We start from the raw sequence: 23,046 nt of genomic DNA on the forward strand, positions 1-23,046 counted from the left end.
TCCTCAGGCGATCGGGTGGTGGAGGGTGACGAGCTTGCGGCCGTCGTCGAAGGTGGCCTCGACCTGGACGTCGACGATCATCTCGGCGACGCCGGCGAGCACCTGGTCGCGGACGAGCACCTCGCGGCCGCGCTCCATCAGGTCGACGACGGTGGCACCGGCGCGAGCCTCCTCGATGATCCAGCAGGACAGCAGCGCCACCGCCTCCGGGTAGTTGAGGCGTACGCCGCGCTCGAGCCGGTCGCGGGCGATCATGCCGGCCACGCTGAGCAGGAGCTTCTCGGTGTCGGCGGGAGTCAGGTGCATGTCAGACCGCCATCGCTGCCCGGACCGCGTCCAGCGCGCCCGGTCCGCCCGCGCCGCTGGAGGTCACCCGCCCGGACTCGAGCACGAAGTAGGAGTCGGTGCTGCGCAGCGCGAAGCCCACGTGCTGCTCGACGAGGAGGACCGAGAGGTCGCCGCGCGCGGTGAGCGCGGTGATCACGGACTCGATCTCGGCCACGACATTGGGCTGGATGCCCTCGGTCGGCTCGTCGAGGATGAGCAGTCGCGGCTTCGTGAGCAGCGTGCGGGCGATCGCCAGCTGCTGGCGCTGCCCGCCGGACAGGAGGCCCGCTCGGCGCGGGAGCAGGTCGCGCAACGCCGGGAAGGTGTCGAGCACCCCGTCGATCGCGGACCGGTCGGGGGTGACCAGCTGGAGGTTCTCCAGCGTCGTCATCTGCGGGAACGACAGCTGGCCCTGCGGCACGTAGCCCAGGCCGCGGGCGACGCGCTTGCTCGGACGCAGGCGCGTCACGTCCTCGCCGTCCAGCAGCACCTGCCCCCGCATCACCGGCAGCAGGCCGACCGCGACACGCAGCAGGGTGGTCTTCCCGGCGCCGTTGTGGCCCATCACCGCGACGGCGCCGCCCTCGGGCACCGTGAGCGAGACGTTCTCCAGGACCCGGGTCCGGCCGTAGCCGGCCGTCACCTCGCGCAGCTCAAGCATGGTCCGCCTCCTCCGCGGTACGGCCGAGGTAGACCTGCTGGACCCTCGGGTCGGCCTGGATGGCGGCGACGGTCCCCTCGGCGAGGACCTTGCCGGCGTGCATCACGGTCACGACGTCGGCGTAGCTGCGGACGAAGTCCATGTCGTGCTCGATCACGACGATGGTCCGCTCACGGCCGATCCGCCGGAGCAGGTCGCCGGTCTGCTCGCGCTCCTCGGCGCTCATGCCGGCCACCGGCTCGTCGAGCAGCATCACCCGGGCGTCCTGCACGAGGAGCATGCCGATCTCCAGCCACTGCTTCTGCCCGTGGGCCAGCACCCCGGCCGGACGGTCCCGGAGCCCGGCGAGCCCGATCGTCTCGAGCGCCTCGGCGACGTACGACGGCGTGCCCCGCCGGGCGAGCCCCATCCGCCACGCCCGTCGGTGGACCCCACCGGCGATGTCGAGGTTCTGCAGGACGGAGAGCCCTTCGAACACGGTCGCGGTCTGGAAGGTGCGCCCGATGCCGGCCCGGACGATCCGGTGCGGCTTGGTGCGCAGCAGGTCCTGGTTGCGGTAGCGGACCAGGCCCGTGGCGGGGACCAGCCCGGTCACCGCGTCGACCAGCGTGGTCTTGCCCGCTCCGTTCGGCCCGATCAGGAAGTGCAGCCGGCCCTGGAGCAGGGTCAGGTCGACGTCGTCGATCGCCTTGAAGCCGTCGAAGTCGACGCTCAGGCCGCGGATCTCGAGGTAGTCGTCGTTCACGGGGCCACCTCCAGCGCGTCGGTGCCGGCCGCGATCGGCGTACGGCGTGGCGTGGGCAGGAGGGTGCGCAGCCGGCCGACGACCTGCGAGCTGACGCTCCCCAGCCCGGCCGGGAAGAACAGGACGACCACGATGAAGAGCAGCCCCAGGAAGTAGGTCCACTGGTCGGGGAAGGTCTCCGACAGCGTGGTGCGCCCGAAGCCCACGGCCAAGGCGCCGACGGCCGGGCCCAGCAGGAGAGCCCGGCCGCCGAGTGCGACGCCGGCGATGAGGAGGATGGACGCCGTCGCGTCGACGTCCGAGGGGGAGATGATCCCCGTGATCGGCGCGAACAGGGCGCCGCCGACACTCACCATCACCGCGGCCAGGACGAAGGCGACCAGCTTGACGTTGGCCGGGTCGTGCCCGAGGAAGCGGACGCGCTCCTCCGCGTCGCGGGTGGCGACGAGGAGCTCGCCGAAGCGGCTGCGGTAGAGCTGCCAGACGACGACGAGGCAGACCACCAGCGCGGTCGCGGCGATCGTGTAGACCATCCGCTTGTTGGTCGGGTCGTAGAGGTTGTAGCCGAAGAACACGGTGAACTGGTTGAGGCCGTTGAACCCGCCGGTCTGCTTGATGGTCGCGACGAGCAGGGTGGCGAACGCGACCGCGAGCGCCTGGGTCAGGATCGCGAAGTAGGCGCCCTTCACGCGGCGCTTGAAGATCGCCCAGCCGAGGACGGCCGCCACGACGGCCGGCACCATGACGATGGCGGCCAGCGTGAAGGCCCCGCTGCGGAAGGGTGCCCACCAGCCCGGCATGGTGCCGTCGCCGTACAGGACCATGAAGTCGGGGACGGCGTCCGGGCCGCCGGTCGCCATGGCGGCCTCGAGCTTGAGGTGCATGGCCATCGCGTAGCCGCCGAGTCCGAAGAAGACTCCCTGGCCCATGACCAGCATGCCGCCGCGCCCCCAGGCCAGGCCGATGCCGACGCCGGCGATCGCCCAGCAGACGTACTTGCCGAGGTTGTTGAGACGGAACGGGCTGAGTACGGCGGGCGCCACGACGAGCAGCGCGATCGCGATGACCGCGATGCCGAGCAGGGGACCCCAGGTACGGCCCCAGTTCTGCAGCTGCTTCATGCGAGCCCCCTGGTGCGAAGGGTGAACAGGCCTTGCGGCCGGAGCTGGAGGAAGACGACGACCAGGGCGAAGGTCAGCACCTGGGCCATGCTGGAGCTGAACCAGTCGGTGAAGAAGGCGGTCACCACACCGACGGTGAACGCGGCGATGACGGTGCCCTTGAGCTGGCCGAGCCCGCCGGCGACGACCACGAGGAACGCCGAGATGATGTACGTCGTCCCGCGGTTGGGGTTGGTGCCCGAGATGAGCGACACGGCGACGCCGCCGATCCCGGCGAGCCCCGAGCCGACGAAGAAGGTGACCCGGTCGACGGTGCGGGTCGAGACCCCCATCGTCTCGGCGAGGTCGCGGTTCTGGACCGTGGCCCGGATCCGCCGGCCGTACGACGTGTACTTGAGCAGGGCGCCGAGGGTCGCCAGTGCCGCGACGGCGAGCAGGATCGTGAACATCTGGCGGTAGGGCCAGTGATAGCCGAGGACGTCGACGTGGCCGTCGAGCCAGCCGGGCGTGTGCACCGGGTCGCCCTGGGGACCGAAGACGTCCTTGGCGAGCTGCTGGAGGAGCAGGCTCACGCCGACGGTGACGAGCAGCGTGTCGAGGGGGCGCCGGTACATCCACTGGATGATCGCGACCTCGAGCACGAGGCCGAGGGCTCCGGCGACGAGGAAGGCGGCAGGCAGGGCGACCAGGATCGACAGGTCGGTGTCGGTCACGACCTGCTGCGTGAGGTAGGTCGTGTAGGCGCCGGCCATGAGGAACTCGCCGTGGGCCATGTTGATGACGCCCATCTGACCGAAGGTGAGGGCCAGGCCGAGCGCGGCGATGAGCAGCAGCGCGCCGGTCGCCGTACCGGCGAGCAGCGGGGTGGTGAACGCGTCCACGGGGAACTCCTGACGGGTGGCCCGGAGTGCCGCGCCGGCGGGCACGGCACCCCGGGGACGGGGACGAGCGGAGGACGAGGGCGTGGGCCCTCAGGTCACTTCGCGCTCGGGTCCCACCACGCGTAGCCCTTGAGGAACGGGTCGGGCTCGATCGGCTTGCCGGACGACCAGACGACGTCGAACTGGTTGTCGCTGTTGATCCGGCCGATCAGCGCGGTCTTGGCGATGTGGTGGTTCTCGCCGTCGATGGTGACCTTGCCCTCGGGTGCGTCGAAGGCGACGCCGTCGGCGACGCCGTTGATCTTGTCGACGTCGAACGAGTCGGCCTTCTCGACCAGGTTCTTGTAGAGGTACAGCGAGGTGTAGGCCGCCTCCATCGGGTCCGACGTGGGCCGGTCGGCGCCGTACTTGTCCTGGAACGCCTTGATGAACGCCGCGTTGGCGGGGCTTTTCACGGACTCGAAGTAGTTCCAGGCCGCGAACTGGCCGGTGACGTCCTTGCCCATCGCCGGCGCCTCCTCCTCCGCGATCGACACGGAGATGATCGGCGTGGTCTTCGGGCTCAGGCCCTGCTCGTAGTAAGCCTTGATGAAGCCGACGTTCGAGGAGCCGTTGATCGTGTTGAACACGAAGTCGGGCTTGGCGGCGACGATCTTGGCGACCTGCGTGGTCCAGTCGTCGTCGTCGAGCGGGACGTACTCCTCGCCGACGATCTTGATGCCGAGCTTGGCGGCGTACTGCTTGATGATCTTGTTGGCCGTGCGCGGGAAGACGTAGTCCGACCCGGCGAGGAACAGCGTCTTGACGCCCTTGGACTTGAGGAAGTCCATCGCCGGGATGATCTGCTGGTTGGTCGTGGCGCCGGTGTAGTAGATGTTCTTCGACGCCTCGAGGCCCTCGTACTGCACCGGGTAGAACAGGAGCCCGTTGTCGGACTCGACGACCGGCAGCATGGCCTTGCGCGAGGCCGACGTCCAGCCGCCGAAGACGGCCGCGACGCAATCGCCGGTCAGCAGCTTCTGGATCTTCTCCGCGAACACCGCCGGGTCGCTGGCCCCGTCCTCGACGACCGGCTCGATCTTCTTGCCGAGGATGCCGCCGGCGGCGTTGATCTGCTCGGTGGCGAGGGAGAGCGAGTCGCGGACGGTCTGCTCACTGATCGCCATCGCGCCGGACGTGGAGTTGAGAAACCCGAGCTTGATCGTGTCGCCGGAGGTGTCGACGCAGCTCGCGGAGGCGCTCGCCTCTCCGGACTTGGAGCCGCCGCAGGCGCTCAGGCTGAGCGCCGCGGCGAGGGCGAGCGCGGTGCCGCTCGCGAGGCGGGAACGGGAAAGGAACACGTGGGACAACCCTCTCGGTCATCGCACCCGTCGACTCGGGAGTCGGGCGCTGGGCCAGGGGGCACGACGCCGGGCCCCGGTGGCGATGAACCTAGGAAGGGCTGATTTCGGATTGCTACCAAATGGAATTAAGTCGGTGTTTCGCGATCCGCCCGCTCTGTTACATCTTCCGCGCGCCCAGCACGCCGGTGAGCCGGGCGACCGGTGTGCCGAGTCCCCAGCGCTCCACGAGGGCGCTCAGGCCCTCGGCGTCGACCGGCGCCGGAGGCAGCGCGAGCCCGTCGCGCGGCAGGTCGATGTCGCGGGCGACCGCCACGACCGTCGGCGCGACCGCCAGGTAGGGCGCCGCGTCCTTGATCTTGGTGCGGGGGCCCGGGCCCAGGTCGCTGGCCGGGTCCTCGGCGGCGGCGCGGATGCCGGCCAGGTCGCCGTACTTCTGCAGCAGCGTGGCCGCCGTCTTCTCGCCCACGCCCTTCACGCCCGGCAGACCGTCGGACGCGTCGCCGCGGAGCGTGGCGAAGTCGGCGTACTGGTCGGCGCGGACGCCGTACTTCTCGACGACCCACGCCTCGTCGACCCGCTCGTGGCGGCCGACGCCGCGCCCGACGTACAGGATCCGGACGGCGGCCTTGTCGTCGACGAGCTGGAACAGGTCGCGGTCACCGGTGACCACGTCGACCGGCATCCCCGCACCCGTCGCGAGCGTCCCGATGACGTCGTCGGCCTCGTAGCCCGGCGCACCCACGACCGCGATCCCGAACGCCGCGAGCACCTCGCGGATGATCGGGACCTGCGTCTCGAGCGGGTCGGGGACCTCCTCGACGTCCGGCGCGCCGGCGACCTCCTCGACCACGCGATGCGCCTTGTAGGTCGGGATGAGGTCGACGCGCCACTGCGGACGCCAGTCGTCGTCCCAGCAGCAGACCAGATGAGACGGCTGGTACTGCTCGGTCAGCCGGGAGATGTAGTCGAGCAGCCCGCGGACGGCGTTCACGTTGGTGCCGTCGGGCGCGGGGATCTCCGGCGAGCCGAAGTACGCGCGAAAGTAGAGGCTGGCCGTATCGAGGAGTAGAAGGCGCTCATTCATCACCGCGCAGCCTATTAGGCTGCGCCACGTGAGTCAGAGCAGCAATCCAGCGGTCGAGGCAACCGACCGTCAGATCCTGGAGCTCCTGGCCAAGGACGGGCGCATGTCCTACACCGACCTCGGGCGGGCGACAGGCCTCTCGACCTCGGCAGTGCACCAGCGGGTCAAGCGTCTCGAGCAGCGCGGCCTCATCCTCGGCTACGGTGCGACCGTCAACTACGCGGAGATCGGCGTCCCGTTGACCGCCTTCATCTCGATCCGCCCGATCGACCCCTCGCAGCCCGACGACTGCCCCGAGCGGCTCGTCGTTCTGCCGGAGATCGAGTCGTGCTGGTCGGTGGCGGGGGAGGAGTCGTACGTGCTGAAGGTGCGCACGACGTCGCCGGAGGAGCTCGAGGGGCTGCTCGGGCGGATCCGGTCGGTGGCGAACGTGTCGACGCGGACGACGATCGTGCTGTCGACGTACTACGAGAACCGGCCTGTCTCGGGCTGAGGGGTCGGTGGCGGCTGTCTCACGGGCCGTCTCAGATTCTGCGGTTTGGGACCAAACCGCAACGATTCGGCGCCGGACGGTGCGGTTTCTGCCCACTCGCCGCACCCACCGCGCCGCACCACCAATCCGCCGACCGGCACTTCCATCGGCGCGTCGCATCCCGACACGCCGCAGGCCGTGAGATTTTTCGTACGAATTCGCTGCCACATCGGCGCCTGCTGACCTGCGAGAACGTGTATCCCCGCAGGTCAGCGCACGGTTGACAGCGCCGGTAAGTATCACCAAAGTACGGAGACGTTCGCTCATGCAGGTCGTGGCCGGCGGACCGACGTCCGAGTGGCCGTAGGCCGGGGGAGTAGCACCAGCTCCACCCGACAACGGTTCGCGGAGGTCGGTTCGCACCTCGAGAGCGAGCCGGAAGGGTCCGGGTGCTCCCTAGACAACGTCGGACGTGTCGGCAGCCAGTCGCCGCGGCGATGGTCCGAAGGCGCCTCGGACCCTTCCGTGCCCTGAAAGAGCCGCATCCCCGCTCGCCGACTAGGCTCACCGCGTGGTGCAGCGCCTCTTCCTCGCAGTCCTCGGCGGCGTGCTGCTCACCTCGTCCTACGAGCCGGTCGCGATCGGCTGGCTGCTGCCGCTCGGCGTCGCCTGCTACGCCCTCGCGACCCGCGACCTGACGGTACGACGTGCGGGCCTGGCCGGACTGCTCTTCGGGGTCGTCTTCTACTTCACCCACATCTGGTGGATGAAGGACTCCATCGGCGCCGACGCCTGGGCGGCGCTCTCGTCGGTCGAGGCGCTGTTCTACGGGCTGCTCGGGCTCACCGTCCCCCTGATCCGCCGCCTCCCGCTGTGGCCGCTCTGGCTCGCCGCCACGTGGACGACGATGGAGACCGTCCGCAGCGGCTGGCCGTTCAGCGGGATGCCGTGGGGTCGGCTCGCGTTCGCGGCGATCGACACGCCGGCCGCGCCCGCCGTCGCGTACGTCGGCATGACCGGGCTCTCCTTCCTGCTGGCGCTCAGCGGCTTCGCGCTCGCGCACCTCGCCGAGACGATCGTCGGCCGGCCACGCTCCGGCGTCCGGCTCCCCGCCGCCGGCGCGGTCGGCGTGCTCGCCGTCCTGGTTGCGCCCGCGGTGTTTCCGTACCACGCGCACGAGGACGGCTCCGCGACCGTCGCCGTCGTCCAGGGCGATGTCCCCGGCCCGGGCAACGACATCCTCTACGACTACCTCGGGGTCACCCAGAACCACGTCGACGCCACCGTCCGCCTCGCCGGCGAGGTCTCCGCGGGGGAGAGGCCGCGGCCCGACTTCGTGCTCTGGCCCGAGAACTCCACCGCGATCGACCCGTTCCGGAGCGGCTCGGTCAACGCCGGGATCCAGGAGGCGGTGGCGGCGATGGGCGTGCCGGTGGTGATCGGCGGCATCGTCGACGACGACCCGAAGCACGTCCTCAACCAGGGCGTCGTCTGGGACCCGGTCACCGGCCCGGGCGACCGGTACACGAAGCATCACCCGGTCCCGTACGGCGAGTACATCCCGTTCCGCAAGATCTGGGACCCCAAGTTCGGCCAGCTCGCGCTCATCACCCGCGACCAGCGCGCCGGCACCCGCACCACCCCGCTCCGGATCGCCGGGATCCCGGTCGCCGACGCGATCTGCTTCGACGTCGCCTACGACGACGTGTTCCCGCCGCAGGTTCGCGACGGCGCCCGGCTGCTCACCGTCCAGACGAGCAACGCCAGCTTCATCTTCACCCACCAGATCGAGCAGCAGTTCGCGATCACCCGGCTCCGCGCGATCGAGGCCGGCCGTTGGCTCACCGTCGCCTCGACCAACGGCCGTACCGGCGTGATCTCGCCCGACGGCACGGTCGTGGCGTCCGCGAAGCCGCGCACGACCGCCGTCCTCGTCGAGAAGGTCGGGCTGAGCTCGGCGCTCACGCCGGCGGTGCGGCTGGGCCCGTGGCCGGCCCGGATGTTCACCGTCCTGACTCTCGGTGCTCTCGTGTCAGGTGCCGTCGCGTACCGTCGGAGGAGAGAGTTCGACGGTCCAGCGCCGGAGATCTCCCACTCGGAGGAGGCCCCAGCGCCCACCGCGAACACGAGCGAGGCACCCGTTGTCTGACCACGAGCTGATCGAGGGACACGCCCTCGGCCGCACCGTCATGGTCATCCCGACCTACGACGAGGCCGGCAATGTCGCCTGGATCATCGAGCGGCTGCGCGCCGCGCAGCCGCAGGTCGACGTCCTCGTCGTCGACGACGGCTCCCCGGACGGCACCGGCGCCATCGCCGACGGCATCGCCGCGGTCGACGACCAGGTCCACGTCCTGCACCGTACGGCGAAGGGCGGGCTCGGCGCCGCCTACCTCGCCGGCTTCGCGTGGGCGCTCGACCGCGGCTACGACGTCATCGGCGAGATGGACGCCGACGGGTCCCACCAGCCCGAGCAGCTCCAGCGGCTGCTCACCGGTCTGCTCGACTCCGACCTGGTGATCGGCTCGCGCTGGGTCCCCGGCGGCTCGGTGGTCAACTGGCCGTGGGAGCGCGAGGTCCTCTCGCGCGGCGGCAACCTCTACGTCCGCACCCTCCTCGGCATCTCCGTGCGCGACGCCACGGCCGGCTACCGGCTGTTCCGTCGTTCCACCTTGGAGAAGATCCGCCTCGACGAGGTGCGCTCCACCGGCTACGTCTTCCAGACCGACCTGGTCGCGCGCACGCTGCGCGCCGGGCTGACCGTGCGCGAGGTCCCGATCGAGTTCGTCGAGCGGGTGCGTGGCGAGTCCAAGATGAGCGGCCAGGTGGCGCTGGAGTCCCTCAAGCGGATCACCCAGTGGGGCCTGCGGGAGCGCTGGGAGCAGGCCCGCGGCCGCCGCCGCGCCGCCTCGGCCGAGCGGGAGTTGCAGCCACGATGACCAAGCGTGGACGGCGTACGCTCGCGCTCGTGCTGCTGGCCTTCGGGCTGGCGGTCGTGGCGGAGATCGCCGTCCTCGTCGAGGTCGCCCGGCTGATCGGGCCCGGCTGGACGTTCGTGCTGGTCCTGCTCGGCGTCGTCCTCGGCGCAGCCGTCGCCAAGCACGCCGGACGGCGGGCCTGGCTGGCGCTGCGGGAAGGACTGGAGACCGGTCGGCCGCCGTCGCGGGAGGTCGGCGACGGCGCCCTGGTGATGCTCGGCGGCGTGCTGCTCGCCGTACCCGGCTTCCTCACCGACCTGGTCGCGCTGCTGCTCATCGTGCCGCTCACCCGGCCGCTGTTCCGCGGGCTCTTCGGGGCCGTCGCGTCGCGGCAGGTCGCGCGCCGTACGGCCGGCTTCCCGCCCGGCTTCCCGGGCCGTCAGACACCCGAGAACGACACTCGCCCCGGACCGACGGTGGTCCAGGGCGAGGTCATCGACGAGAGCGACTGATCAGGCCTTCGCCGGCTTCTTCTTCGTGCGCGCGTTGGCGCGGTGCAGGTGCGCCGGGCCGATCTCTCCACCGCGGAGCAGCTCGAGGCGCTCGGTGAGGATCTCCTCGAGCTCCTTCTCGGAGCGTCGCTCGAGCAGCATGTCCCAGTGGGTCCGCTGCGGCTTCTCCGCCTTCACCTCACGCTCGATGCCCGCCGTCGACTCGGCCTCCAGGCCACACCGGGGGCACTCCCAGATGGCAGGCACCTCGGCTTCGATCGACATCGTGATCTCGAACTCGTGCCCCTGGGGACACCGATAGCCAACCTGCTGGCGAGCAGCGAACTCGATGCCCCGCTCGTCCTCGAACGACTGCCCGCCCAGACGGGCGCCGCGCAGTGTGCGCTCAGCCATGAGAACTCCACCTCCCGTGTTTCGCTTCCAGACTCCTCAACGCTACCCATCGGTAAAAGGTTCCAAGCGTCCGATGTGCAACCGGCCCCTCTCGAGGGGTCCGATCGGACTAGACCGGCGCGTCGGGCGAAGCTGACTCAGATGACGGAGGGCCGGGCGTTACCAGCCTCCCGGATCCCGCGCTCGGTGTCGACCCGCAGGAGGATCAGGCCGCCGAGGACGAAGAAGGCGACCAGCGCGAAGATGGCCGGCCGGTAGGAGTCGGTGATCTGGTAGACGAGGCCGAAGGTGAGCGTCCCGAACCACGACGTGCCGCGGTCCATGGCGTGGTAGAGGCTGAAGTACTCCGCCTCCTTGCCGCGCGGGATGAACAGCGAGAAGTAGGAGCGGGCCAGCGCCTGGGTGCCGCCGAGCACGATGCCGATGGCCACGCCGAGCAGCAGGAAGGGCACCAGCTGCTTCTGGGGGACGACGAGCGCCACGGTCACGATGACCATCCAGCCGACGATGCCCGACAAGATCACCTTCTTGGCGCCGTAGCGCGCCGCCGCCCGGCCGAAGCCGACCGCGCCGAACATCGCCACGAACTGCACCAGCAGGTAGGTGCCGAGGACCGTGCCCTCGGCGAACTTGAGCTCCTCGATGCCGAACGTCGAGGCGGACGCGATGGTGGTCTGGATGCCGTCGTTGAAGAACAGGTAGGCGACCAGGAAGGTCAGCGCGACGGGGTAGTTGCGCAGGTCCTTGAGCGTCGCGCCGAGCTGGCCGAAGGAGCGCGACATCAGGCCGCCCGCGACTGCCTCCACCGCCTGCGGCCGGTGACGCTTGATGCCGCGCCACGGGATGATCATGAACGCCGCCCACCACAGCGCGGCCGACAGCAGGGACAGCCGGACGGCCATCTCCTTGTCGAGCCCGATCGCGTCGTGGCCGATCACCATGGCGAAGTTGACGGCGAGGAGCAGGCCGCCGCCGGCGTAGCCGTAGGCCCAGCCCACGGACGACGTACGGTCGCGCTCCTCCTCCGTGGAGATGAGCGGCAGGATCGAGTCGCTGACCACGATCGCCGCGCCACCGGCCAGGTTGGCGACCATGAAGGCGATGCTCCCGAACGCCCAGTTGTCGCCGTTCATGAAGAACAGCAGGCCGGCCGCGACCGCGCCGACCCAGGAGAGTGCGACGAGCAGGTCGGGCTTGCGTGACGTCCGGTCGGCGAGCGCACCCACGATCGGGAAGATCAGCGCGCTGAGCAGCGTCGAGACGGTGATGACGTACGACGGCAGCGAGCCCGGCGCGATCGAGAGCCCGAGGATGTGGAGGCGGCCGTGCTCACCGACGGCGTTCTCCGCGACCGAGATCAGGTACGGCGCGAAGAGCACGCCGGCGACGGTCGTCTGGAACGCCGAGGCGGCCCAGTCGGTGAAGTACCAGGCGCGCTGCTCCCGTGCTCGGTTGAGCGGCCCCAGGTCGGCGATGGGCGCCGATGCGTTCATGCTGTCGTCCCTCCCCGCGCGGACCACCATTGGCCACGTCGCTGGAGCACATCCTTGAGCACGTCGGTCCGGTCCGTGAAGAGGCCGTCGACGCCGCGGTCGAGGAGCAGGTCCATCTCGGTGGCGTCGTCGATGGTCCAGACGTGGACCTGGTGGCCGGCGGCGTGGGCACGTCGTACGAAGCCGGGGGTGGTGACGGTGACGCCGCTGTGCCGGTGGGGCACCTGGAAGGCGGCGAAGCCGTCGCCGGCCAGCCGGCGGGCGATGCCGGCGGTGGGGGAGAGGCGGAAGGCGACGATCTGCCACGGGTCGGCGGCCGTCGGCACCCGGCCGTCGGTCAGCGCGCGGAAGCGTCGTACCCGCCGGCGGGAGAAGGACGCGACGAGCAGCCGGTCCCACAGCTCGCGCTCGCGGACCAGCGCGGCCAGCGCCTCGACGGCCCGGGCGTCCTTGAGGTCGACGTTGAACCGCGCCTCCGGGAAGGCGTCGAGCAGCTCGACGAGCGTCGGCACCTCCTCGCGCCCGCCGATCCGCGCCGCCCGCACCTCGGCGAGGGTGAGCTCGGCGATCGCGCCCCGCCGGTCGGTCACCCGGTCGAGCACCGCGTCGTGGAACGCCAGCAGGACGCCGTCGGCGGTCAGGTGGACGTCGGTCTCGAGGTAGTCGTAGCCGAGCGCCGCCGCGTGCCGGAAGGCCGCGAGCGTGTTCTCGAGGCCCTCGATCTCGGGGTGGTAGGCGCCGCCGCGGTGGGCGAATGCCAGCACCCGACCTGGTTCCAGATAGGCCACGGAGGCTAGATGTCCCGGAACGTCTCGATCTCGGCGCCCAGGTCGCTGAGGCGCTCGGCGAGATCCTCGTAGCCGCGGTGGATGACGTAGGTGCTGCGCAGCACCGACGTCCCCTTGCTGGCCAGCATCGCGAGCAGGACGACGACCGCGGGCCGCAGCGCCGGCGGGCAGACCAGCTCGGTGCCGGTGAACGAGGTGGGGCCGTCGATCTGGACCCGGTGGGGGTCGAGCAGGCTGACCCGTCCGCCGAGCTTGTTGAGCTCGGTGAGGTAGATCGCGCGGTTGTCGTAGACCCAGTCGTTGAGGTACGTCGTGCCCTCGGCGACCGCCGCGATCACCGCGAAGAACGGGAGGTTGTCGATGTTGAGGCCGGGGAACGGCATCGGGTGGATCTTGTCGCGCGGCGCGACCAGGTCGGAGGGGTGGGTGGTGATGTCGACCAGGCGGGTGCGACCGTTGGCGGCGACGTACTCCTCGGAGCGGTCGTAGCGGAAGCCCATCTCCTCCAGGACCGCGAGCTCGATCTCGAGGAACTCGATCGGCGCCCGGCGGATGGTGATCTCGGAGCGGGTCACGATCGCGGCGGCGAGCAGCGACATCGCCTCGATCGGGTCCTCGCTGGGGGAGTAGTCGACGTCGACGTCGATGCTCTCGCGGCCGGTGACGGTGAGCGTCGTCGTACCGATGCCCTCGACCTCGACGCCCAGGGCCTGCAGGTAGAAGCAGAGGTCCTGGACCATGTAGTTGGACGAGGCGTTGCGGATCACGGTCGTGCCGGGGTGGAGGGCGGCGGCCATGAGGGCGTTCTCGGTGACCGTGTCGCCGCGCTCGGTGAGCACGATCGGGCGGCCGGGGACGATGGCCCGGTTGAGCTGGGCGTGGTACCAGCCGTCGGTCGCCTTGACCTCGAGGCCGAACGGGCGCAGCGCCGACATGTGCGGCTCGACGGTGCGGGTGCCGAGGTTGCAGCCGCCGGCGTAGGGCAGCTCGAAGGTGTCGGCGCGGTGGAGGAGCGGGCCGAGGAACATGATGACCGAGCGGGTACGCCGCGCGGCCTCCTCGTCGATGCGGGAGAGGTCGAGGTCCTTGGGCGGGATGATCTCGAGGTCGTTCTCGGCGTTGATCCAGCGGGTCTGGACGCCGATGCTGTCGAGCACCTCGAGCAGGCGGTTGACCTCCTCGATGCGGGCGACCTTGCGCAGCGTCGTCCGGCCGCGGTTGAGGAGGGACGCGCAGAGCAGCGCGACGCCGGCGTTCTTGGAGGTCTTCACGTCGATGCTGCCGGACAGCGTGGTCGGCCCCTTGACCCGCAGGTGGGTCGGGCCGGCGCCGAGCGCGACGATCTCGGAGTCGAGCGCCGCGCCGATCCGCGCGAGCATCTCGAGCGAGAGGTTCTGGTGGCCCTTCTCGATCCGGTTGATCGCACTCTGGCTGGTCCCGAGGCGCTCGGCGAGCTGTGCCTGGGTGAGTCCACGGTGCTTGCGGGCGTCGCGGATCAGGTTGCCGATCCGGCCCTTGTAGTCGTCGGTGGGGACGTCAGGCGTCATGCGTCGACCGTAACTCACATATGAGATAACGCAAGTCCCGAGGGCCGTGTCGGACCCTCGTGCAAGGATCACATCCATGCGCGCGACGACGATCCACGGGGCCCGGGACATCCGGGTCGAAGAGGTGCCCGCCCCCGAGCTCAAGAAGCCGACCGACGCCATCATCAAGGTGACCGCCGGCTGCATCTGCGGCTCCGACCTGTGGCCCTATCGCGGCGCCAACCCGGTGCGGCCCGGCCAGACCATCGGCCACGAGTGCATCGGCGTGGTCGAGGAGGTCGGCAGCGAGGTCCGCGACTTCAAGGCGGGCGACTTCGTCGTCGTCCCGTTCTGCCACTGCGACAACACCTGCCCGCACTGCCGCAACGGCGCCCAGTCGGTGTGCGACAACCTCGGCTTCACGCTGAGCGGGCAGTCGGAGTACGCCCGGGTCAACCAGGCCGACGGCAGCCTCGTCTCCACCGGCGGCGTACCGGCCGACGACCTGATCGCCTCGGTGCTCGCGCTGTCCGACGTGATGCCGACCGGGTGGCACGCGGCGGTCTCGGCCGGGGTGAAGGCCGGCGACACCGTGGTCGTCGTCGGCGACGGCGCGGTCGGGCTGAGCGGCGTCCTCGCCGCCGCGACCATGGGCGCCGAGCGGATCATCGCGATGTCGCGCCACGAGCCGCGCCAGAAGGTCGCCCGCGCGTTCGGCGCGACCGACATCATCGCCTCGCGCGGCGAGGATGCGCTGGCCGAGGTCCGCGAGCTGACCGACGGCGTGGGCGTCGACGCTGCGCTCGAGTGTGTCGGCACCGACGAGGCGATGACCACGGCGATCGAGGTCACCCGCCCCGGCGGGGGAGTCGGCTTCGTCGGCGCGCCCCACGGCGTCGAGCTGTCCGCGCGACGGCTGTTCGACAAGAACGTCGGCGTCCGCGGCGGCATGGCGCCTGTGCGCCGCTACCTGCCCGAGCTGCTCGACCTGGTCCTCGACCGCCGCATCGACCCCGGCCTGGTGTTCGACCTGACCCTGCCGCTCGAGGAGTCGCCCGCCGGCTACACGGCGATGGACGAGCGCCGCGCGATCAAGGTGCTGCTCCAGCCGTGACCCGCCTCGACCCCGCCGCCTACCTCGCCCACATCGAGGCCGAGTCCGCGCGCTTCCTCGACGTCCTCTCCACCTGCGCGCCCGACGCGCAGGTGCCCTCCTGCCCGGACTGGAACGCCGCCGACCTGCTGTGGCACCTCGGCACCGTCCAGTACTTCTGGCACCGGATCATCTCCACCCGGCCGGCCGGGCCCGACGACGACGAGGAGCCGGTCCGACCGGACTCCTACGACGAGCTGCTGGCCTTCTTCTCCGCCACGCACGCCTCGTTCCTCGCCGCCCTCGCCGCTGCCGATCCCGAGGAGAAGGCCTGGTCGTGGTCGCTGCCCAGCGACCAGAACGTCGCCTTCACCTACCGCCGCCAGGCCCACGAGGTGCTCATCCACCGCCTCGACGCCGAGCTCGCGGCCGGCGTCTCCTCGGGCATGCCGGCCGACCTGGCCACCGACGGCGTCCACGAGGCCCTCGACGTGATGTTCGGCGGGCTGCCCGAGTGGGGCGTGTTCACGCCCGCGCCGTCGTACGTCGAATACCGGATCACCGACACCGGCGTCTCGGTCTGGGCGCAGATCGGCACCTTCTCCGGCACCTCGCCGGAGGGCAAGACCTACACCGACGAGCCCGACCAGCACGTCGTGCCCGACCCGGGCGTGGCGCCCGCGCTCGTGGTCAGCGGCACCGCCGCCGACCTGGATGCGTGGCTGTGGCACCGGGTGGGCGACGAGCGCGTCGTGATCGAGGGCGACGACGAGGTGCGCGCGGTGGTCGCTGCGGTGCTGGGGCAGTCGATCGACTGACCGTCGCTCGCCTGCTTGGCATCCTGCCGGCGCCTTGGGGGTAGCAGGTCGGTCAGGCTGCCCGCTGCTGGTGACTGTCGCGAACCTGTGCCTGCGCCTTGCCGCCGGAGCGGCCGGCCACGAAGACGACGGCGAACAGACCTCCGACGCCTGCGACAGCGACGCCGACCAGGGCGATCAGGGCGGCGAGAAGCACAACGCTCATGCGCCCACCTTGACATGACTTGTGTCACATTGCGAGGACCTTGGTGGGGGGGCTTTCCGTTTGGCGGAAGGCGGGGGTGGCCCGTCGGAGTCCGGCGCGGGGTGGCGGCGCGGGGTGGCGGCGGCGGTCGATGCCGGGGCGGTCGGGAAGTGCGCCGAATGGGCAAAGACCGCAGAATCCGGGGCCAAAACGTTGCGGTTTGGTCCCAAACCGCAATCTTGGTGAGGGCTCCCGAAGGGTCAGGCGGGGTGGGCGGCGTCGCAGCCGCACCCGCTGTCGCAGGGCAGGTAGTAGTGCCAGGCGTGCCCGCAGTGGGGGCAGGGGCGGTCGTGCGACAGGTGGCCCTGGTCGAGGATGTGCGATTCCCGCATGGCGTCTCCCGGTGGTGTTGATCACCCCATCGGCGGCGCGCCGGCCCACCTGAGCACCCCACCTGAGCACCCCACCTGAGCACCCCGCACGTCAGCCCGCCGCTGACACCCCGTCGCGCCCGCCACCACCGGCCCGCCCCCAGACTCCGACCCTGGGAGGACGACAACCCACCACACCACCCGCGATGATCACGCCATGACCGACCTCCGCGACCAGACCTTCCTCGTCACCGGCGCCAACACCGGCATCGGCAAGGAGACGGTCCGCGTCCTCGCCCTACGCGGCGCCCGGATCGTCCTCGCCGGCCGCTCGGCCGAGAAGACCAAGGCCGCGATCGACGAGATCACGGCCGAGACCGGCAACGCGCGGCTCGACCACCTCCCGCTCGATCTCGGCGACCTGACCTCGGTCCGTGCCGCCGCACAGCAGTTCCTCGACTCCGGCGAGCGCCTCGACGTCCTCATCAACAACGCGGGCCTGGCCGGCAAGCGGGGGATGAGCGCGAGCGGGTTCGAGCTGGCGTTCGGCACCAATCATGTCGGGCCGTTCCTGTTCACCGAGCTGCTCCGCGACCACGTCGTCGCGTCCGGGCCGGGGCGGATCGTCAACGTCGCCAGCACCGGCCACTACCGCGCGAAGGGCATCGACTGGGAGGCCGTGCGGCGGCCGTCGGTCACGCGGACCGCGTTCGACGAGTACTGCGTGTCCAAGCTCGCCAACGTCCTGCACGCGCAGGAGCTCGGGCGCCGGCTCGAGGGGACCGGCGTGACGACGTACTCGCTGCATCCCGGCGCGATCGCGTCCGACGTGTGGCGGGAGGTGCCCTTCGGGCTACGCCACCTGATGAAGCTGTTCATGAAGTCGCCGGCCGAGGGCGCCAAGACGTCCCTCTACTGCGCCACCTCGCCCGACGTCGCCGACGAGACCGGTCGCTACTACGACAACGAGCGGGAGAAGCAGCCGTCGTCGGTGGTCACGCCCGAGCTCGCGGCCGAGCTGTGGGAGCGCAGCGAGAAGTGGGTGGCGGAGGGTTAGACGATCACGCCCGGGTTGAGGACGCCGGCCGGGTCGAGCGCCGCCTTCGCCGCGCGCAGCGCGAGGTGGAAGGGCTCGGGGCGCTGGGCGTCGTACCAGGGCCGGTGGTCGCGGCCGACCGCGTGGTGGTGGGTGATGGTGCCGCCGCGGGCGATGATCGCGTCCGCGACGGCGGCCTTGATGTCGTCCCACTGGGCGAGCGTGCTGCCCCAGCGGCCGCCGGCGTAGATCCCGTAGTACGGCGCCGGGCCGTCCGGGTAGACGTGGGTGAACCGGCAGGTCACCACGCCCTGTCCACCGCACACGTCGACGATCGCCTTCTCTGCGGCGGCGACGACGCCCGCATGGAAGGTCGGGAAGGCGTCCCAGGTGCACGCGGTCTCGAAGGTCTCGACCACCATCGAACGGCGGGCGAGCGCGTCGCGCTGGTAGGGCATCCGGATGAACGCCGACCGCCAGGACTGCGACGCGTCGGCAGTGTCGGCAGTTTCAGCAGGGGCACCGGCGTCGCCCGCTCCCGACGGGCGATCCCGTGACGCCAGGACGACGCCGCCGTGGTCGCGGGCCAGCTCGACCGCCCGTTCCATCCAGGCGTCGACCGGGTGGTCGGCCGACTCGAACGCCAGCAGGAGCAGGCCCCCGGACGTCGTCGCGCCGGCGTTGAGGAGTGCCTCCGCCGGGTCGAGGAGGCGGCAGTTCGACGGGTACAGACCCGACTGCGCGATCGCCCTGGTCGCCGCCACGGCCGCCTCGTAGGAGGAGAAGTCGACGGTGACGGTCTGCTGCCAGACCGGCCGCTGCTGCAGCCGCATCCACGCCTCGGTGATCACGCCGAGCGAGCCCTCGGAGCCGAGGAACATCCGGTCGGGCGAGGGGCCGGCGCCCGAGCCCGGCAGCCGGCGCGACTCGCCGGTGCCGGCCGGCGATACGACGCGCAGCGACTCGGTGAGGTCGTCGATGTGGGTCGCCAGCGTGGCGAAGTGGCCGCCCGCCCGGGTCGCGAGCCAGCCGCCCAGGGTCGAGAACTCGAACGACTGCGGGAAGTGCCGCAGGGTCAGTCCGTGCGGGCGGAGCTGCGCCTCGAGCGCGGGTCCGTCGACACCCGCCTGGATCCGTGCCGCCCGGCTGACCGGATCGACCTCGACGACCCGGTCGAGCAGGCCCAGGTCGAGGGTGACCGCGGGCCCCTCGAAGCGCGGCTCGACGCCGCCGACCACCGAGCTGCCGCCGCCGTACGGGATGACGGGCGTCGCGGTGGCCGAGCACCAGTCGAGTACGTCGACGACGTCCTGCTCGCTCCGCGGCCGGACGACGAGGTCGGGCACGTGCGCGACGTCGCCGTGCAGGTTGCGCACGACGTCGCGGAACGCCTTGCCCCGCGCATGCCCGAGGCGGTCGACGACGTCCGCGGAGCACAGCGCGGCCAGCGCCGCGGGCGGCGTGACCCGTGGCGGAGGGACGCCCAGGGCACGGGGGTCGGGCGGCGCGTGATCGGTGAGGTCCTGCCCGGGCAGCAGGGCGGCGACCCGCTCGACGAGCGCGGCCGTCTCGGCGTCCGAGAGCCGGGCCTCGTCGGCGCCCCAGCCCCACCACGATCGGGTCATGCGCCGGCGGCGATGGCCACGATCGGCACGATGACGAGCAGCAGCAGGACGGCGAAGAGCGCGATGAGGGCCACCAGGCCGGGCGTCCGCTGCTTCTCGAACCCGATCCTCCCGCTCAGGAAGGTCAGCGCGGGCGCCGCGTAGAAGATGTCGACGGTCTGCCCGGGCGCCACCTGGAACGCCTGGGTCGCGTGGCCGAAGCGCCACATCCACTGCGCATGGCCGGCGACCGCGTGCTGCCCGGGCACGACGGGATAGACGTTCTCGCCGTAGCGCGCCGGCACCGGGTAGCCGTCGATGTGGATGCTCGGCGTGATCATGCTGAGCATCCGGTTGCCCTGCAGGTGCAGGCGCAGATAGCCCGGCGGCGGCGGAGGTGGCGGCGGGAGCTGGCTCATGGGCTCACCCTAGGAGCTCGCGGACGGCGGCCCACGCCGCCGTGCCGAGCCGCCGGTCGGCGAGCTCGGTGCCGCCGCGACGCATCGCCTGGCCTGCCGTGACGACCTGCTCGCCCGGCAGTACGGCGCGGTGCCCGGCCTCCGGGTCGACGACCAGCGTGGTCGGCAGCCCGTGGGCGGCGCGGCGGAGCACGATCTCCTCCGCCTGCTCGCGCGCCGGCCAGACCTGGTCGTCGTCGCCGGCGACGAGGACGACCTCGGCGATCCGCTCCACCGGGAGCGCGGCGGCCGCCACGGCCTCGGGCGCGGCGGCCCGGGAGCCGGCGTACAGGTCGCGGTAGGCGGGCGGCTCGTCGACGACGGCCTCGGACCAGAGCGGGTCGAACGGGACGTAGGGGAGCGGCCGGCCGTCGAGGGTCCAGTGCGAGGTCTGTCGGCCGTCCTCGGTGATGCCGGCCCAGACCACGTCGGTCGGTGCGAAGGCGACGACGCCGGCGATCGGCGCGTCGGTGAGCGCGGCGGTGGCGAGCGCGGCCTCGGCGCCGAAGGAGACTCCCATGACGAGCACGCGGTCGCACTCGGTGGCGAGCGCGTCGACGCGCTCGGTGAACGTCTCGAGCGGGATCTCCCAGGGCCCGGCGTGCTGGCCCGGCCCGCCGAACCACTGGATCGCCTCGGCGATCACCCCGTTCTCGGCGAGCAGGCGGGCGCGCTGCTCGTCGACCCGGCCGCTCGAGCCGCCGAGGACGAGAGCGCCGACGCCGTGGTGCGCGGCCGGCGTCCAGCGGACGCGGACCGGCTCGTCGGGAGAGGTGCTGAGGTCGCGGCGCACCGCGGTCGTCGTACCCGAGAGGTCCATGCACGCGACCCTACTCACACCCTTTAATGGCAGTTTCTGCCACTAAAGGAGTATGCTGGACGCATGGCACGACGCCCACCGGACGACGAGACCCTCCTGGGTCTGGCCCGCGCGTGCGCCGACGTCTTCGTCGCCGCCGGCGACTCGAGCCCGACCGTCGCGACCCTCGTCGCGGCCGCAGGGATGTCCGAGCGGAGCTTCCACCGCTACTTCCCGACCAAGGCCGACTGCCTACGTCCGATCTTCGACGACGGCAACCAGGCATACGCCGCGGCACTCGCCGCGCAGCCTGCCGACCGGTCGCTGGGGGAGGCGGTCGTCGCGGCGTTCGTCGAGAGCAACGACGCGATGAGCGACGACGACGCGCGCGCGTTCATGCGGACCGTCTTCGGCGACCTGCAGCTGCGCCGTGTGTGGCTCGAGGCGAGCTATGCGACGGCCGGGGTGCTGCGGCCCGCGGTCGCGGCGCGGATCGGCGCCGACGAGCACGCCGTGGCGACCACCGTCGGCTGCGGTCAGGCGATCGTGCTGGCCATCTCCGCCCTCGCCCACATGGTCGAGGACGGCCTCACCGCCCACGAGGCGGCGGCCGCAGTCGGCGCGGCCCTCTTCGCCGACGTACGTCACCACTGAGCGGCGCCACCGCGCCGCACGAGAAGGAGAACATCATGGATCTGCAGGACAAGGTCGTCCTCGTCACCGGCGGCGCGCGGGGTCTCGGCGCCGCGTTCGCGCGCGGCATCGTCGCGGCCGGTGGCCGGGTCGTCATCGGCGACCTGCTCGACGAGGAGGGCACGGCGGTCGCCGCCGAGCTCGGCGACAGCGCTCGCTACGTGCACCTCGACGTCACCGACGAGCAGTCGTGGGCCGCCGCCGTCCAGGCGTCCGTCGACGCCTTCGGTCGCCTCGACGGCCTGGTCAACAACGCCGGCATCTCGGCCACCGGCCAGCTCACGGTCGACGAGACCACCGACGTCTTCCGCCGGATCATCGAGATCAACCTGATCGCCGTCCACACCGGCCTGCGCGCGGTCGTGCCGGCCATGCGCGAGGCCGCCGGCGGCTCGATCGTCAACATCTCCTCGGCCGCCGGCCTGATGGGCATGGCGATGACGAGCGCGTACGGCGCCGCGAAGTGGGGCGTCCGCGGCCTCACCAAGCTCGCCGCCGTCGAGCTCGGCCGCGAGCGGATCCGGGTCAACTCGGTCCACCCGGGCATGGTCCTCACCCCGATGACCGCGCCGACCGGGATCGTCGCCGACGAGGGCGGCTTCCCCAACAACCCGTTCCGGCGCGTGGGTCGCCCGGAGGAGCTCGTCGGCGCGGTCGTCTACCTGCTCAGCGACGCGGCGTCGTACACGACGGGCGCCGAGCTCGCCGTCGACGGCGGCTGGACCGCCGGTCCGTCGGTGGAGTACATCGCGGGTCAGTGACCCGCGGGATCGGCGCGGCGGTGATCCGGCCGGGGGAGCCACGCATTTGCGAAGATGGACCCGTGCCCAGCGAGTCCATGCCCTCGGCCGCCGCCGACGCCGACCGGCTGCGTGCGCTCACCCTGCTGCGGCGGGTGCGCGACCGGATCGACCGTGAGTACGCCGAGCCGCTCGACGTCGAGGCGCTCGCGCGCGACGTCCACATGTCGTCGGGACACCTGAGCCGCGAGTTCAAACGGGCGTACGGCGAGCCGCCGTACTCCTACCTGATGACCCGGCGCATCGAGCGCGCGATGGCGCTGCTGCGGCGCGGCGACATGAGCGTGACCGACGTCTGCTTCGCGGTCGGGTGCTCGTCGCTGGGCACGTTCAGCACCCGGTTCACCGAGCTGGTCGGCATGTCGCCGAGCGCCTATCGCGACGAGGTCGCCGAGCGCGACGCGTCCCACGACGGCGCGCTCGGCGAGCCGCCGTCGTGCGTCACGAAGAAGGTCACCAGACCGATCAGGAATCAAGAAGCAGACCCGTTCCCGACGCGGCTAGCGTGACGGTCATGGACATCAGCATTCAGCACAGCTTCCTTCCGCAGACCGACCCCGAGGCCTCGCTCGCCTTCTATCGCGACGTCCTCGGCTTCGAGGTCCTCAACGACGTCGGCTACGGCGAGATGCGGTGGATCACCGTCGCGCCGAAGGGCCACGCCGGCCCGTCGATCGTGCTCGCGCCGCCGGCCGCCGACCCGGGCATCACCGACGACGAGAAGCGCACCATCGCCGAGATGATGGCGAAGGGCACCTACGCCACGATCGTGCTGCGCGCCGACGACCTCGACGCCACCTTCGACCGGATCCAGGCCACCGGCGCCGAGGTCATCCAGGAGCCCATCGACCAGCCGTACGGCGTGCGCGACTGCGCCTTCCGCGACCCCGCCGGCAACCACGTCCGCATCAACCAGGCGGTCTGAG

At 71.3% G+C, this 23,046-nt stretch carries 27 protein-coding genes; 11 read left to right on the forward strand and 16 right to left on the reverse strand.

The features are described from left to right. Positions 1-3: 3 nt before the first annotated feature. From AB4880_RS23825 to AB4880_RS23855, 7 genes are all read right to left on the reverse strand, one after another. Positions 4-306, reverse strand: a complete 303-nt coding sequence (locus AB4880_RS23825; RefSeq protein WP_367921713.1) for an urease subunit gamma — start codon at positions 304-306, stop codon at positions 4-6. Position 307: 1 nt separating this feature from the next. Continuing rightward, positions 308-988: an ATP-binding cassette domain-containing protein gene (locus AB4880_RS23830; protein ID WP_367921714.1), complete on the reverse strand. Its 681-nt coding sequence runs from the start codon at positions 986-988 to the stop codon at positions 308-310. After that, a complete protein-coding gene (gene urtD, locus AB4880_RS23835; protein WP_367921715.1) occupies positions 981-1,733 on the reverse strand; it encodes an urea ABC transporter ATP-binding protein UrtD in 753 nt (250 codons plus the stop codon). The genes AB4880_RS23830 and urtD overlap by 8 nt, the downstream gene beginning before the upstream one ends. Beyond that, positions 1,730-2,854: an urea ABC transporter permease subunit UrtC gene (gene urtC, locus AB4880_RS23840; RefSeq protein WP_367921716.1), complete on the reverse strand. Its 1,125-nt coding sequence runs from the start codon at positions 2,852-2,854 to the stop codon at positions 1,730-1,732. The genes urtD and urtC overlap by 4 nt, the downstream gene beginning before the upstream one ends. Next, on the reverse strand, positions 2,851-3,735 hold the full coding sequence (gene urtB, locus AB4880_RS23845) for an urea ABC transporter permease subunit UrtB (RefSeq protein ID WP_367921717.1): 885 nt from the start codon (positions 3,733-3,735) through the stop codon (positions 2,851-2,853). Before urtB ends, urtC begins: the two co-directional genes overlap by 4 nt. A gap of 95 nt (positions 3,736-3,830) precedes the next feature. Then, entirely contained in the window at positions 3,831-5,075 is a 1,245-nt protein-coding gene (gene urtA / locus AB4880_RS23850) for an urea ABC transporter substrate-binding protein (RefSeq protein ID WP_367921718.1), read from the reverse strand. Between the two features lie 160 nt (positions 5,076-5,235). After that, positions 5,236-6,162 (reverse strand): 5'-3' exonuclease, encoded by a 927-nt coding sequence (locus AB4880_RS23855; protein WP_367921719.1) that lies wholly within the window; start codon positions 6,160-6,162, stop codon positions 5,236-5,238. Between the two features lie 28 nt (positions 6,163-6,190). On the opposite strand from AB4880_RS23855, the gene AB4880_RS23860 reads away from it, so the two are divergent. The 4 genes from AB4880_RS23860 to AB4880_RS23875 all read left to right on the forward strand — a co-directional run bounded on the left by AB4880_RS23860 (position 6,191) and on the right by AB4880_RS23875 (position 10,064). After that, the gene (locus AB4880_RS23860; RefSeq protein WP_367921720.1) at positions 6,191-6,655 is read left to right on the forward strand and encodes an Lrp/AsnC family transcriptional regulator; all 465 of its coding nucleotides are present in this window, start codon (positions 6,191-6,193) and stop codon (positions 6,653-6,655) included. Between the two features lie 550 nt (positions 6,656-7,205). After that, entirely contained in the window at positions 7,206-8,783 is a 1,578-nt protein-coding gene (gene lnt, locus AB4880_RS23865) for an apolipoprotein N-acyltransferase (protein ID WP_367921721.1), read from the forward strand. Between the two features lie 40 nt (positions 8,784-8,823). Beyond that, entirely contained in the window at positions 8,824-9,573 is a 750-nt protein-coding gene (locus AB4880_RS23870) for a polyprenol monophosphomannose synthase (RefSeq protein ID WP_367922003.1), read from the forward strand. Beyond that, entirely contained in the window at positions 9,570-10,064 is a 495-nt protein-coding gene (locus AB4880_RS23875) for an FxsA family protein (protein WP_367921722.1), read from the forward strand. The genes AB4880_RS23870 and AB4880_RS23875 overlap by 4 nt, the downstream gene beginning before the upstream one ends. On the opposite strand, the gene AB4880_RS23880 is transcribed toward AB4880_RS23875, so the two are convergent. The 4 genes from AB4880_RS23880 to AB4880_RS23895 all read right to left on the reverse strand — a co-directional run bounded on the left by AB4880_RS23880 (position 10,065) and on the right by AB4880_RS23895 (position 14,285). Further along, entirely contained in the window at positions 10,065-10,457 is a 393-nt protein-coding gene (locus AB4880_RS23880) for an RNA polymerase-binding protein RbpA (RefSeq protein WP_367921723.1), read from the reverse strand. It lies immediately after the preceding gene. A 137-nt stretch (positions 10,458-10,594) separates the two neighbouring features. Then, positions 10,595-11,950, reverse strand: a complete 1,356-nt coding sequence (locus AB4880_RS23885) for an MFS transporter (protein WP_367921724.1) — start codon at positions 11,948-11,950, stop codon at positions 10,595-10,597. Beyond that, on the reverse strand, positions 11,947-12,714 hold the full coding sequence (locus tag AB4880_RS23890; RefSeq protein ID WP_367921725.1) for a glycerophosphodiester phosphodiesterase family protein: 768 nt from the start codon (positions 12,712-12,714) through the stop codon (positions 11,947-11,949). The genes AB4880_RS23885 and AB4880_RS23890 overlap by 4 nt, the downstream gene beginning before the upstream one ends. Positions 12,715-12,743: 29 nt before the next feature. After that, a complete protein-coding gene (locus tag AB4880_RS23895; protein ID WP_367921726.1) occupies positions 12,744-14,285 on the reverse strand; it encodes a helix-turn-helix domain-containing protein in 1,542 nt (513 codons plus the stop codon). 76 nt (positions 14,286-14,361) lie between these two features. Between AB4880_RS23895 and AB4880_RS23900 the strand changes: the two genes are divergently transcribed. Next, positions 14,362-15,378, forward strand: a complete 1,017-nt coding sequence (locus AB4880_RS23900) for a zinc-dependent alcohol dehydrogenase family protein (protein WP_367921727.1) — start codon at positions 14,362-14,364, stop codon at positions 15,376-15,378. Continuing rightward, entirely contained in the window at positions 15,375-16,175 is an 801-nt protein-coding gene (locus AB4880_RS23905) for a maleylpyruvate isomerase family mycothiol-dependent enzyme (RefSeq protein ID WP_367921728.1), read from the forward strand. Before AB4880_RS23900 ends, AB4880_RS23905 begins: the two co-directional genes overlap by 4 nt. Positions 16,176-16,227: 52 nt before the next feature. On the opposite strand, the gene AB4880_RS23910 is transcribed toward AB4880_RS23905, so the two are convergent. Both AB4880_RS23910 and AB4880_RS23915 read right to left on the reverse strand, forming a co-directional pair. Then, on the reverse strand, positions 16,228-16,380 hold the full coding sequence (locus AB4880_RS23910) for a hypothetical protein (protein WP_367921729.1): 153 nt from the start codon (positions 16,378-16,380) through the stop codon (positions 16,228-16,230). 239 nt (positions 16,381-16,619) lie between these two features. Next, the gene (locus AB4880_RS23915) at positions 16,620-16,751 is read right to left on the reverse strand and encodes a hypothetical protein (RefSeq protein ID WP_367921730.1); all 132 of its coding nucleotides are present in this window, start codon (positions 16,749-16,751) and stop codon (positions 16,620-16,622) included. A 196-nt stretch (positions 16,752-16,947) separates the two neighbouring features. On the opposite strand from AB4880_RS23915, the gene AB4880_RS23920 reads away from it, so the two are divergent. After that, a complete protein-coding gene (locus tag AB4880_RS23920; protein ID WP_367921731.1) occupies positions 16,948-17,787 on the forward strand; it encodes an SDR family oxidoreductase in 840 nt (279 codons plus the stop codon). Here the strand turns inward: AB4880_RS23920 and AB4880_RS23925 are convergent. Genes AB4880_RS23925 through AB4880_RS23935 form a run of 3 tightly spaced genes read right to left on the reverse strand, consistent with a single transcriptional unit; the run spans position 17,784 to position 20,648 of the window. Then, the gene (locus AB4880_RS23925) at positions 17,784-19,391 is read right to left on the reverse strand and encodes an FAD-binding oxidoreductase (protein ID WP_367921732.1); all 1,608 of its coding nucleotides are present in this window, start codon (positions 19,389-19,391) and stop codon (positions 17,784-17,786) included. The two genes, AB4880_RS23920 and AB4880_RS23925, sit on opposite strands and share 4 nt — an antisense overlap. Next, on the reverse strand, positions 19,388-19,789 hold the full coding sequence (locus AB4880_RS23930; protein ID WP_367921733.1) for a hypothetical protein: 402 nt from the start codon (positions 19,787-19,789) through the stop codon (positions 19,388-19,390). The genes AB4880_RS23925 and AB4880_RS23930 overlap by 4 nt, the downstream gene beginning before the upstream one ends. A gap of 4 nt (positions 19,790-19,793) precedes the next feature. Then, a complete protein-coding gene (locus AB4880_RS23935; protein ID WP_367921734.1) occupies positions 19,794-20,648 on the reverse strand; it encodes an alpha/beta fold hydrolase in 855 nt (284 codons plus the stop codon). A 63-nt stretch (positions 20,649-20,711) separates the two neighbouring features. Here AB4880_RS23935 and AB4880_RS23940 point away from each other — a divergent pair, with 63 nt between their 5' ends. The 4 genes from AB4880_RS23940 (at position 20,712) to AB4880_RS23955 (ending at position 23,045) form a co-directional block, all read left to right on the forward strand. Continuing rightward, positions 20,712-21,281, forward strand: a complete 570-nt coding sequence (locus AB4880_RS23940) for a TetR/AcrR family transcriptional regulator (protein ID WP_367921735.1) — start codon at positions 20,712-20,714, stop codon at positions 21,279-21,281. Positions 21,282-21,316: 35 nt separating this feature from the next. After that, a complete protein-coding gene (locus tag AB4880_RS23945; RefSeq protein WP_367921736.1) occupies positions 21,317-22,081 on the forward strand; it encodes a glucose 1-dehydrogenase in 765 nt (254 codons plus the stop codon). Between the two features lie 77 nt (positions 22,082-22,158). After that, complete coding sequence (locus AB4880_RS23950) at positions 22,159-22,629, forward strand: helix-turn-helix transcriptional regulator (protein WP_367922004.1); 471 nt, start codon at positions 22,159-22,161, stop codon at positions 22,627-22,629. 5 nt (positions 22,630-22,634) lie between these two features. Then, positions 22,635-23,045 carry a VOC family protein gene (locus AB4880_RS23955; protein WP_367921737.1) on the forward strand — a complete coding sequence of 137 codons (411 nt, stop codon included), beginning with the start codon at positions 22,635-22,637 and terminating at the stop codon, positions 23,043-23,045. Position 23,046: the final 1 nt, after the last annotated feature.

Source organism: Nocardioides ginsengisoli (assembly GCF_039537225.1).
In the GTDB taxonomy this organism is placed as follows: domain Bacteria; phylum Actinomycetota; class Actinomycetes; order Propionibacteriales; family Nocardioidaceae; genus Nocardioides; species Nocardioides ginsengisoli.

Coding starts and splice junctions, on each gene's coding strand:
- AB4880_RS23825 (WP_367921713.1), bottom strand. CDS start 306: ATGCACCTGACTCCCGCCGACACCGAGAAGCTCCTGCTCAGCGTGGCC.
- AB4880_RS23830 (WP_367921714.1), bottom strand. CDS start 988: ATGCTTGAGCTGCGCGAGGTGACGGCCGGCTACGGCCGGACCCGGGTC.
- urtC (WP_367921716.1), bottom strand. CDS start 2,854: ATGAAGCAGCTGCAGAACTGGGGCCGTACCTGGGGTCCCCTGCTCGGC.
- AB4880_RS23855 (WP_367921719.1), bottom strand. CDS start 6,162: ATGAATGAGCGCCTTCTACTCCTCGATACGGCCAGCCTCTACTTTCGC.
- AB4880_RS23870 (WP_367922003.1), top strand. CDS start 8,824: ATGGTCATCCCGACCTACGACGAGGCCGGCAATGTCGCCTGGATCATC.
- AB4880_RS23875 (WP_367921722.1), top strand. CDS start 9,570: ATGACCAAGCGTGGACGGCGTACGCTCGCGCTCGTGCTGCTGGCCTTC.
- AB4880_RS23880 (WP_367921723.1), bottom strand. CDS start 10,457: ATGGCTGAGCGCACACTGCGCGGCGCCCGTCTGGGCGGGCAGTCGTTC.
- AB4880_RS23885 (WP_367921724.1), bottom strand. CDS start 11,950: ATGAACGCATCGGCGCCCATCGCCGACCTGGGGCCGCTCAACCGAGCA.
- AB4880_RS23895 (WP_367921726.1), bottom strand. CDS start 14,285: ATGACGCCTGACGTCCCCACCGACGACTACAAGGGCCGGATCGGCAAC.
- AB4880_RS23900 (WP_367921727.1), top strand. CDS start 14,362: ATGCGCGCGACGACGATCCACGGGGCCCGGGACATCCGGGTCGAAGAG.
- AB4880_RS23910 (WP_367921729.1), bottom strand. CDS start 16,380: ATGAGCGTTGTGCTTCTCGCCGCCCTGATCGCCCTGGTCGGCGTCGCT.
- AB4880_RS23915 (WP_367921730.1), bottom strand. CDS start 16,751: ATGCGGGAATCGCACATCCTCGACCAGGGCCACCTGTCGCACGACCGC.
- AB4880_RS23920 (WP_367921731.1), top strand. CDS start 16,948: ATGACCGACCTCCGCGACCAGACCTTCCTCGTCACCGGCGCCAACACC.
- AB4880_RS23925 (WP_367921732.1), bottom strand. CDS start 19,391: ATGACCCGATCGTGGTGGGGCTGGGGCGCCGACGAGGCCCGGCTCTCG.
- AB4880_RS23930 (WP_367921733.1), bottom strand. CDS start 19,789: ATGAGCCAGCTCCCGCCGCCACCTCCGCCGCCGCCGGGCTATCTGCGC.
- AB4880_RS23935 (WP_367921734.1), bottom strand. CDS start 20,648: ATGGACCTCTCGGGTACGACGACCGCGGTGCGCCGCGACCTCAGCACC.
- AB4880_RS23940 (WP_367921735.1), top strand. CDS start 20,712: ATGGCACGACGCCCACCGGACGACGAGACCCTCCTGGGTCTGGCCCGC.
- AB4880_RS23945 (WP_367921736.1), top strand. CDS start 21,317: ATGGATCTGCAGGACAAGGTCGTCCTCGTCACCGGCGGCGCGCGGGGT.
- AB4880_RS23950 (WP_367922004.1), top strand. CDS start 22,159: ATGCCCTCGGCCGCCGCCGACGCCGACCGGCTGCGTGCGCTCACCCTG.
- AB4880_RS23955 (WP_367921737.1), top strand. CDS start 22,635: ATGGACATCAGCATTCAGCACAGCTTCCTTCCGCAGACCGACCCCGAG.